The sequence below is a fragment of the Luteolibacter ambystomatis genome (assembly GCF_018137965.1).
Taxonomy (GTDB): Bacteria; Verrucomicrobiota; Verrucomicrobiia; order Verrucomicrobiales; family Akkermansiaceae; genus Luteolibacter; species Luteolibacter ambystomatis.
In genome coordinates, this window is the sequence record NZ_CP073100.1 from 1,827,415 (window position 1) to 1,838,918 (window position 11,504).

Here is an 11,504-nt window from a genome sequence, read left to right on the forward strand (position 1 = left end):
GACAATATTCGGACTTCCGCCCCCACCTATGGATGGGCGGCAGACCAGTCGTTCATCGACCGATACTGCCGCCCGCTTGGATTCGTTCAACTCACCCGAACGTCACGGAGTTACCGTGATGTTGTCGAACGTCGAGGCATTCAGCCCGGTGGTGTTGCCGCTGCCCACGGCCAAGCCGATGTAGCAGTTGCCCGCCATCGTCACCGTCACCGTGCCCACCGTCGTCCAGCTCGTGCCGTTCGTGCTGCTGTAGGCCGTGATGTCATTGCCCACCCGTATCAGGCGCACCCATACGTTCGGAGCCGTGGCCGTGCCGCTGTTCGACGTCGTCGTGCTGCCCGCCGTCGCCGTCCGGCGGGTCCAGGTGAAGGCACCCGAACCGTCCGTGCCGAGGAACACATGGCGCGCATCGACGGCCAGCGTGTCACGGATCATCACCCCGATCCGCGAGCTGGTGCCGGTGTTGGCGAACGTCGGGATGCGCACCGTGATGTCGCCATCCGCGGTCAGCGCCTGATACGTGTAGCGGAAGCCGTCCGCCGTTCCTCCCACCACGCCCGCGCCGTTCAGCGTATGGACGTTGTTGAAGAACTCCGAGCGTCCCGCCACGCCGGTGGTGCCGATGTCCCCCGTGACCCACGGCGAGGGATACGGAGTCACCGTCACGTTGTCGAACGTCGCCGTGCTGGCCGTGGTGGTGGAGGTGGCGTCCACCGCCAGACCCACCCGGATCGTCGTGCCCATGGTCACCGTTTCCTGGCCGACCTGCGTCCACGTCGTGCCGTTGGACGACACGTAGGTGGTGAACAGCGAGCCGCAGCGCGTCACCCGCACCCAGTTGTTCGGGTAGGCGTTGAGCGCCGGTCCGGCGATGTGGCTGCTGCTCGCACCGGTCGTCGCGCGATACTGGTTGGCGAAGCCGTTGGATGGAGTCACCACCATCATCGCGTGGGCGGAACCGGCGGCGGTCGTATCACGCATCATCACACCGGCCTTCGCCCAGCCGCCCGTATTGGTCTGCGAGGTCACCCGCGCGCGGATCTCGCCGTCACCGGTCATCGCGGTGGAGGCGTATTGGAACGCATCAGCCGTGCCCCAGATGTCCGAGCCCGCACCACTGATGGTGTAGAGGCCGGTACCGGAGGTGTAGCCGCTGGAACCCGCGATTCCCGTGCTGCCGATGTCGCCCGCCGTCCAACCGGACGGCAGAACCCCATAGACCGTGATGTTCATCGTCGCCGTGGCGCTCTGGCCGTCCGGATCGGTGACGCTCACCGAGTAGCTGCCGGCGCCCGCGTCGCCCGCTGCCGGAGTGCCGGACAGCGTGCCATTCGAGGCGATCGTCAGCCAGGACGGACCGGACACCTTGGCGAAGGTCAGCACGTCGGTATCCGCATCGGTGGCCTTGCCCACCAGGCTGCCGGAGTAGGCGCTGCCCACCGTGGCATTGCCCATCGTGAACGAGCTGGCGGTGAACGCCGGCGCGCGGTTGGCGATCAGGCCGTCATGGAGGCCGTTGAGTTCACTGGCGCTCAGCGCGCGGGTGTAGAGGCGGACTTCATCGAGCAGGCCCTTGAAGCGACGGTTGTTGTCACGCTGGTCCCAGCCGATCGACATCGTGATGGTGGACACCAGGCTCTTGGCGGTGCCGGAGGCGGTGGCCAGCGGATTGCCGTCCACATAGACGGTGCCGGTGGTGCCGCTGCGGGTGGCCGCCACGTGGTGCCACTGGTTGTCGTTCACCAGGCCGTAGGTGGACGGCGTGACGATGTCGAACTGGTAGCCGTTGTTGTAGATGTAGAACTCGACGGTGCCGTTGGACAACACCTGGAGTCCGTATTCGCCGTTGTAGCCGGAGCCCGTCGCGTCGCGCTGCTGGATGATCACGCCCGTGCCGGAACCCGGAGCGATCTTCACCCAGGCTCCGACGGTGAAGTCACCGGTGCCGGAGAGCGACGGAGCGGCACCCAGCGTGATGCCGTCATCGGTGCCGTCGAGGTTCAGCGCGTTTCCTACGATACCTGTCGTGGAAGCCGGACTGCCCGCGATGGTGCCGTCCTGCACGCGGCCGGTGGCGTCATCGGCGTTGGTGCCGGAGGTTTCGTCGAGCTTCCACCAGCCGCGGAGGTTGGTGTAGATCGAGCCCGGGACGGACGCCACGTCGAATGGCGCGGTGCCCACGGTGAACTCCAGGCCGGTCGGCGAGCCGTCGCCATCCGGATCGGCGGCGAGGTCGGGGATGATCACGTTGATGGTCAGCGTGGTTTCGGCATAGGCCCCCGTTCCATCGGTGGCGCGCACCGTGAAGACGTTGGCGGTGCCGCCATCGGCGAGTCCCGGCGTGCCGGTGAGCGTGCCGTTGGAAGCGACCACCAGCCAGGACGGGCCGGACACCTTCGAGTAGGCGAGCGTGTCACCCGCGTCCACATCGCTGGCCGAGCCCGCAATGCTGCTGCCGGTGTAGGGCATGCCGGAGGTGGCGTCCGGAGCGGTCAGGGTGGTGGCGAAGGTCGGCGCGTCGTTGGTGTTGGCCACCGTGATGTTCAATGCCGTGGTGGCATTCGCGCCCGCCGCATCCGTCACCTTCACGGTGAAGGCGTTCGCACCGACGTTGCTGTTGTCCGGTGTGCCGGACAGAGCACCGTTGGAAGCCACGCTCAGCCAGGACGGGCCGCCCACCTTGGAGTAAGTGAGGGTGTCACCCGCATCGATGTCCGCGCCATAGCTGGCGATCGAACCGGAATACGCACTGTCTTCCGTGGCACCGGCACCTGTGATCGGATTCGCGGTGAAGGCTGGGGCGTCGTTCGTGTTAGTCACCGTGATGTTCAGCGTCGTGGTGGCATTGAGCCCGGCCGCGTCGGTGACTTTCACCGTGAAGCTGTTCGCCCCCACGTCGCCATTGAGCGGCGTGCCACTGAGCGCACCGTCGGAAGCGACCGACAACCACGACGGGCCGGACACCTTCGAGTAGGTCAGCGTGTCACCCACATCGACATCCGCGCCATAGGAGGCGAGGGAGCCGGAATACGCGCTGTCTTCCGTGGCACCGCTGCCCGCTATCGGGTTCGCGGTGAAGGTCGGAGCATCGTTGGTGTTGGCCACCGTGATGTTCAATACCGTGGTGGCATTCGCACCCGCCGCATCGGTCACCTTCACGGTGAAGGCATTCGCGCCAACGCTGCTGTTGTCCGGAGTTCCGGACAGAGCGCCGTTGGAAGCGACCGAAAGCCAGGCCGGACCGGACACCTTCGAGTAGGTCAACGTGTCCCCCACATCGACATCCGCACCGTAGCTGGCGATGGAACCGGAATACGCGCTGTCCTCGGTGGCACCGGCACCTGTGATCGGATTCGCGGTGAAGGCCGGGGCGTCGTTCGTGTTAGTCACCGCGATGTTCAGCGTGGCGTCGTCGGTGGCTCCCAGGCTGTCCGTGACGCGGACGATGAAGCTGTTGGCACCGACATCGCTATTGGAGGGAGTTCCGGTGAGATCGCCGTTGGCGGAAACCGCGAGCCAGGCGGGACCGGACAGCTTTGAATAGCTCAGCGATTCGCCGGCGTCGGGATCGGTGACGCGGCCGGCGAGGGTACTGCTGTAGGCGGCGTCTTCGGCGACGGCGGGCGTGGACATCGGATCGGCGGTGAAGGCCGGCACGGTGTTATATCGGGTGTAGGCGAGCACCAGGTTGTTGCCCGACTGCTGGATGGCCCAGGTCCCTTGCGGGGTGGTGAGGCCGCTGGTGTTGATGATGAATTTGTCCGCGCTGAAGCCGGTGATGCCGGAGGTGGTGGTCGCGAGGACGAACGATGTGCTGGCCTCCGTGAAGTTGGCGAGGGCCACTTCCGACAGACGAATTTCAACCGGGTTGCTCGAGCTCGCGGTGATGCTGAGGGAATTGGCCGTCAGTTTGTCCCAACCCGTGCCTGCCGTTCCCGTCCAGTTGGAAATTTCGCAATGGATGGACGAGCTGTCGGCCAGCGTGACAGAGTTGTTCACCGTGAAGTTTCCGACTCCGTTGGCACCCGGAGCCAGCGTGCCACCGCCTTGGACGGTGGTCGGACTGGCGAGGCTGCCGGTGCCGGCAAGCGTGCCGCCCGTGACGGTGGTCGCGCCGGTGTAGGTGTTCGCACCGGTAAGGGTGAGCGTGCCTGTGCCAGTTTTGGTCAACGTGCCGCCAGTGCCACTGAGCACTGAATTCACCGTGGCCGCGCGGCCGGAACTGATGTTGAAAGTGTGCGCGCCCGTGTTCGCCAAGGTGATGGGGATATTGGCCGCAATGGTCAGGTCAGTGCTGGCATCAAAGTTGGCGATCGTGCCGTCATTCCAGTTGAAGGCCAGGGTTTGGGCTCCGCTGCCCGCAATCGATCCCTTTTTGATGTTCTGCGCGGAAAGGATGCTGCCACCGTTCAGGTTCACGGTTGCGGCCATACTTGTGTATTGGCTGTTCCAGTTCGAGCTGAGCAAATTCAGCGTGCCGATTTTCAGAGCCGCGCCATTCGTGAGATTGACCGTACCATTGGCAGCCGGCGCATTGGCTCCGCCTGGGTAATAGGCATAGCCCATATTCATCGAGCTTGCCGCCAACGATCCGCCATTGAGAGTGAGCACTCCGGTTCCTGTTAGCCCATCTCCGTTGTTTTCGTAGCCGACATACACGTTGGGCGCGGTGGCGACGACCCCGGTAAGATTCAAACTGCGCGTTCCTGAAGCCGCGCCGGAGGTGGCGTCGCCGATATAGAGATCGCTGGTGTCACTCAAGTTGCCACCGCTGATCGTTCCGGTGATGCCGTTACTGAAGGTGAGTTTGCCCAAGGTCTGGCTGGTGCCGCCGAGTGCCAGGATGCCGTTACCGGAGAAGTTGACGGTGGTCGCAATCGGCAAGCGGTTGGTGCCGCCCGAGAGCGCGAGTGTGCCCGCAGCGATGCTGGTCGTGCCGGTGTAGGTGCTGACGCCTGAGAGTGACAGTGTGCCCGCGCCTGCTTTCGCCAGGCCTTTCGTGCCCGCGAGCCCCACATTCACCGCAGCCGTCTGGTTGTTCACCGTCATGGTCGGCGTCCCGCTGGTCACATCGAGTGTGAGCGAGCCGCCGCTGCCGGCGTTAAGCGTCCAGTTGTTGCTCGGTGTGGTGTCTCCAAAGACCAGGTTTCCGATGGTCCAGCCACCGTCCAAAGTCACCGTCGCGTTCGCGGTGAGGTTCAGGGTGCTAAAGTTTGCCGTTTTGTCCGCACCACTCGCAATGGTGCTGCCGCTCCAGTTTCCGGCATTGAACCAGGAACCGCCCGCCGCATTGGTCCAGGTGCCATTGCCGGAGGGCAGGTTGACCGTCACTTGAAGCGTGGCGTCTGCAGTGGCCCCGCCCGCGTCGGTGACGCGCACGGCAAAGGAATTGGTTCCGAAGTCCGAAATTGCCGGTGTGCCGGAGAGCGCTCCATTGGTGCCCACGCTGAGCCATGCGGGGCCGCTCACCTTGCTGAAGGAAAGCGTGGCGCCCGATTCCTCGTCGCTGGCGTCGCCCGCAAGACTGCCCGAGTATGCACTGCCTTGGGTGGCGTCAGGCTTGGTGATCGTTGCGCTCGTCCATACGGGGGCGTCGTTCACACTCGTCACGCTGATATTCAGCGTGGCAGTGGCGATCGCGCCACCCACATCCCAGGCTTTCACGGTGAAAGTGTTCGCGCCAATGTCGCTGACAGTTGGCGTGCCGGACAGCGTGCCGTCGGCCGCCACGCTGAGCCAGGCAGGACCGGAAAACTTCGAGTAGCTCAGCGAGTCGCCCGCGTCCTGATCCGTCGCACTGCCGGCGATGGTCGCCGAATAGGCGCTATCCTCCGCGGCTGCCGGCTTGGTGATTGGATTGCTGGTGAAGACCGGAGCATGCGACCAAACGCCCGACGCATACACCTGGCCAATCTGCTGCGCGGTGAGCGCGCGTGAATACACCCGCACTTCATCCAGGCTGCCCTTGAAGAAACGGCCACCAAGGGAATCCTGGCCAATGTAAGCGGTCGCGTTGAACGTGTGCGAGGAGTGCGCGACACTGTTCACCACGCTCTGCATCGCCCCGCCCGCAGGCTGCATGTAGAACGTGGCCTTGGTCGGTTCCACGACGACCGCGCAGTAGGTCCAGGTGTTGTCGGGGATCACCAGGCCGCTGGCGAAGTTGTAGGAAGATGCGGCACCATTCCAGTGGTAGCGCAGCTCGCCATTCGATTTCAGGTTTAACCCCGTCGCGTTGCCGCGCTCGAAGAACACGCCTGCCCAATCGGCTTGCGTGCCGTTGCGCTTCACCCACGCGGACATGGTCGCGGTGTTGGAACTGAAGTTCAGCGTCGGCACCTGCACGGATTGGTTGGCTCCATTCAGCGTGATGCCGTTCCCGGAAAACCCGGACGACCAAGATGCGGCATTCATCAACGTGCCGTTTTTGCCGTTGCCCGAGCTATCGATGGTGGTCGAACCGCTGCCTTCATTCAATTTCCACTCGGCTTTGGTATCGGACAGGATGTCACGCACATCGACTTGGATCGTTGCGGTGTCCGAATCGCCGTTGTTGTTGCTGATTTTCACGGTGACCGTATTCGGCCCCACATCGCCTGCCCCTGGAGTTCCTGAAAGGATCCCCGAGGCGTTGACGCTCAGCCACGATGGCCCGTCAAGGATTTCGAAATTCAGCGACGCGGCATCACCACTCCAAACCAAGTTCCACAACGATTGGCTCCATGCCTGTCCGGCGAAGACGGAATACTGCATCGTCTCTTCAAAAAATTCAGGGGCACTCCCGCCAACCTGGGCGACGAGACCCTGCACTTCGGAGGTGTTCAAGGCCTTCGAATAGATCCGCACGTCATCATAGCAATACTTGTCCCTGCTGAAGCAGCCCAGCGCCAAGGGCGCGCGGCCGTTGAAAATCATGCCATTGGAGGTGAAGGCATTGTTCTTTGTCGCCACCACCTGGCCGTTCACATAGAGCCGGATTTGATTCGCCGCGCGGTCAAACACCGAGGCGAAGTGATACCAGCGCCCCGGAATCAGGTTGTAGGGAGCGCTGAATGACTGGATGCCGGACGCGCCGTCAAAGATGCGGTAGTGCATGCCGACGGTTCCGTTCATCGCGTAGATATCCCATCCCACGCTCGTTTCCGGGTGCCACCAGCGCGAGGCGATGTAGGCCATGTCAAACCCGCCGGGGAAATCCGTGCCCGTGTAACTATCGCTGCGGAACCAGGTGGCAAAGGAGTAATCGCCATCAAGGATGTCGTAATGACCGCCATGACGATTGAATTCCAGCTCGAATGGCGTGGCGTGCCGGTTATTCACCAAGGGGACCGGCGAGAGACTGCCCGATCCCACCAGCATGCCGCTCCAGTTGGCGTTCTCGATGTCATCGTCATTCGGAAAGCCGTTCACGCGGATCCCGTGACCCAGCGGTGAGGTCACCCTGTCGGTGGCGAAATTCGCGCCATTGAGGTCACCCGGCACACCGCCTGGCACACCGTTGCCAACCGAGGTGCCTGAAGTTTCCTCCATCTGATAGCTCACCATCAGGCCAGGACTGGCAACCTCGACGTGGACGGCATCCCGGGTCTTCAAGCCCATGGGCGAACTGTCCCGCACCGTGTAGGCAATCATGTCCTTGCCCACGTAGCCGGCCGGCGGGGTGTAGCGCAGTTGGTTGCCGACGATCTCCACCGTTCCGCCCGGAACGGTCGTCGTCGAGCAACTGTCGATCACGAGCGTGTCGCCGTTGGAGTCGTGGTCATTGGCCAGCACGTCGATCATGACGGCGGTGTCCTTCGGCGTGCGTGCGACGTCCACATAGGTGTGGGGAGCCACCGGATCCGTGTAGGGCGCGGCGACCGGCAAATCACCACGGTCGATGGCAGATTTCCGCCCGTTTACGAGCATTTTATCGGTGGTGATCGGTCCGAGCGAAGGCTTGTTGCCCCCCATGGTGTCGCACTGGTAAACCAGATGGGAGGCTCCCCATTGATGGGTGGTTTCATGGTAGAGCGCACCGCCAGCGGCGCCGGCTTGACTTTTGCCAACCCCACCGTTCGCGGAGATGCCTTGCGAACCCCAGACGGTATCCCAGCGGGCCGTCGCCAGCGGCGCGGATTTCCATGTGTTGGCATAGTCACCCAGGCCCGGCGTCCCGGGATCGGCGGGATAGAAGTTCTCCGTGCGGACGACGATGGTCGGAGTCACCACGCGGACGAACACGTCGCGGATCATCATCATCTCGAAGACCAGAGCATCGAGTTCATACTTGGCGAGCACGTTGTCGATGGTCCCTCCGGCGCCGTTGTATGCCGCGACGGTCATATCCATCCCGAGTTCGAATTCCACGATCGAGCCATAGGGCACCCCGTTCGCAGCGGTGCCGGTCGGCACCTTCGGGCCGATTTTTGCGGGCCCGGTCGAACCATTGATCGGTTGTGCCACTGTCTGCGCCGGCATCGGCGCGGGATTGGTGTCAGGGGTCGCCAGTTGGCTGGAGACATCCATCCCGTCGACTTGCCAGCGGAAGTTGTGACCCCACGCCATGTCGATGCAGCGGACCCTGAGCTTGTTATTGCCGTCGATCGACGCGAGCACGATGGCATTCGGGTTTTCCGTAACGGTGCCGCGGTAAGTGCGCGCTTCCGGGGTGATCACCTCGTAGCCTCCGGCGGAGCTCCATTTGTAAATGACTGCATCCGCCGTTCTCGCGGTGCGCTTGTGCAGGTTCAAGGTCTGCGTGCCGCCATCCGCAGTGATCGTCAGCTTCAGGTCGTTCGGCAAAGGAGCCGCGTGCAACCCGGTGACGCCGAGAAGCAGCAGCGCGGCCCGACGAAGCACGACGGGAATCGTGTGCGAGGTTTCTGTGGTGGGTTTCATGGGTTTTTGGCGGTTGCGAGTCCGACAGCCCTGGAAAAAGGGCGGATACTCAAGGTTTTACGAAGGCCGGGGGCAAGGGAAGAGGTTCTGTCAAAACAACCCGTCGAGATTTTCGATGGGTTGGACGGGTGACGGAAGGCTGAGAATCCGCTTTTCTCCGGGCGGAAGTCGGCCGCATGCTAGCGTGGTGAAGCGCGTGGAACGGCTTGGATTGACGGCTCAGACCGTGGAATTCCTGCGCGGGCAAGTGGGCCGGCAAGTTTCCGGGGATTCACGCGATGGCCGCCGAGTGCGGCGTATCCCACGATGTCATGCGGGCTGCGGTGCTGCGGCTGGAAAACGAGGGCTGGATCGTGCCAGGTGGCGGCGGTGACGCCTCGTGCCAGCCGACGGACGCTGCGGGTGGTGATCCTGTTAGCCTTGCCGATGAAGGACGAGGACAGTCAGATGCGCGATGTTTTCCAAACGATGCAGGCTTTGATCGAGTCCGGCGGCCATTCCTTCCGCTTCGCCCCCAAAAGCCTGCGGGATCTGAAACACGACCTCAACAAGGTGAAACGGTACGTCGCCACCCAAGCGGCCGACGCCTGGGTGGTGTTGGGGGCCGGGATGGACATTCTCCAGTGGTTCGCCGATCAAGCAACCCCGGCCTTTTCCTTTGGAGGGCATCTTTTGAAGATTGGGATCGCCGGGACCGGCTTCATGAATCACCACTCCCGATTGCCCCGAAAGGGCGGTCAAGACGGCGAATGAGAGGCATCTCCACACCGTGGAGAACGCCTCGCGATTGGAATACCATGGGAAGGAAGTGGATCGGAAATCATCTCGGTTTGAGTGACAGGAGTGTCGGTTTCGGAACCCAAGCCGCAGGTTAATGAATGGAATGAAGCCGATGCCGTTTCCCGAATGGGATGGATCGCCGATGCAATCCCTGATTGGCGCGAGCACGACGACCAAGCTGGAGTAACGGTTGTAAGCATGGGGTGGATTCGATGCGGACAGCGTATCAGATGCCGGGCCCACCAAGGCCCGGGTGTATTTGCGATCACACAGACGGAACGCCCATATCCGGACAAGCGGCTTCGCCGTGCGAACCACTCGGAAAATTCGAGAGATCTACCGCTACACAACGGGCCACCCTCCTCATTGGAAAATCCAGCTTGCCACCGTCTCCGTGGACGGAGCAATGATCCAAGGGTGAAGCGGATCCAAAAGATCGGACTAGCCGGCCAGACGGTTGAGTTCTTGCGCGAGCAACTGCGCGCGGGCAAATGGGCCGGCAAGCTTCCAGGGATTCAAGCGATGGCAACCCAATGCGGGGTTTCCCACGACATCATGCGCGCAGCAGTGTTGCGGCTGGAACAAGAGGGCTGGATCGTACCGGGAGGCGACGGGAAGCGGCGCGAGGCAGTGGTGAAGGCAGACCCCACCCAGCGGCGAAGCCTTCGGGTCATGACCCTGCTGGCCATGCCCATGGAGGATGAGAACAACCTGCTACGTGAAGCCTATCTCAAGATGCAGGCCTTGATTGAGACCGACGGCCATACCTGCCGCTTCGCCCTCAAGACCCTGCGGGATTTGAAACTCGATCCCAACCGGATAAAACGTTATGTGTCCACCCAGTCGGCGGACGCCTGGGTGGTGGTGGGCGCGCCTGTGGATGTTCTCCAATGGTTCGCTGACCAAACGACCCCGGCCATTGCCTTTGGCGGTGGCAGCCTGCATATCCGGATAGCTGGGACGGGGAGCCTCTTGCTCGAAGGGTTGGGCCCCATCTATCGACGTCTGATCGACCTCGGCCACCGCCGGATCGTCATGATCGCCACCGACTTGATCCGTCACTCCACTGTGATCCCGCTCATCCGGGAAGAACTGGCCGCCTGCGGAGTGCCCATGAGCAACTACCACGTGCCGGAATGGGACGAAACGCCGGAGGGCTTACAGGCACTGCTTGCGAACGCCTTCCACATGACACCCCCGACGGCGTTGCTTGTTCAAAACTCGAACTGGCTGGCAGGCGTGATCTCGTTTCTAGCCGCCTCGAACCTGCGGGTGCCCCAGCATATTTCACTGGTCAGCCTCACGAACGATCCCAGCGTCGCTTGGTATCAACCGCGGATCGGGCATCTCCACAGGGACCATATGGAACAGGCACACCATGTCTCGCGCTGGGTGAACGAAGTGGCCCGGGGGAAAAACGATCGAACGTTCCGCCCGGTGAAGCAGACGTTCATCGAAGCCGATTCGGTCGGAAGCCCTCCGAGGAAGTAAGCATCGGTATCGCCTGATTTCGCATTTCGCACCGCACGCTCCAACCGCAGCGGAGCGATGAGGTCGCTTTCAGATCCCACTGGTACCGGACAACTGGCCCCATCGCACGGCGATGGCAGGCAGCACGGTGATGATGACGGTGGCGAGCAACTGCTACCTCGACCTGGTGACCGCCAGTGGGAGCACCACCGCGCTCAATATCTAGGTGACTCCTCAATGGGAAACCAAGATACAGCCGCCGCAACTTGGGCTTTGAACCAGATCGACGAACCGCTGGATGACCTGCGCCTCATTTGGGCAGATGGCGGCTACGCGGTACCCAAGCTTCAGGGTTGGGTGCGGGAGAACCGGGG

General features: G+C 62.7%; 3 protein-coding genes. 2 read left to right on the forward strand and 1 reads right to left on the reverse strand.

Annotation, left to right across the window (positions count from 1 at the left end):
• Positions 1-102 precede the first annotated feature (102 nt).
• Complete coding sequence (locus tag KBB96_RS07085; RefSeq protein ID WP_211633907.1) at positions 103-8,880, reverse strand: putative Ig domain-containing protein; 8,778 nt, start codon at positions 8,878-8,880, stop codon at positions 103-105.
• 426 nt (positions 8,881-9,306) lie between these two features.
• Here KBB96_RS07085 and KBB96_RS07090 point away from each other — a divergent pair, with 426 nt between their 5' ends.
• The gene (locus KBB96_RS07090; RefSeq protein WP_211633909.1) at positions 9,307-9,633 is read left to right on the forward strand and encodes a hypothetical protein; all 327 of its coding nucleotides are present in this window, start codon (positions 9,307-9,309) and stop codon (positions 9,631-9,633) included.
• 444 nt (positions 9,634-10,077) lie between these two features.
• Complete coding sequence (locus KBB96_RS07095) at positions 10,078-11,151, forward strand: substrate-binding domain-containing protein (RefSeq protein WP_211633910.1); 1,074 nt, start codon at positions 10,078-10,080, stop codon at positions 11,149-11,151.
• Positions 11,152-11,504: the final 353 nt, after the last annotated feature.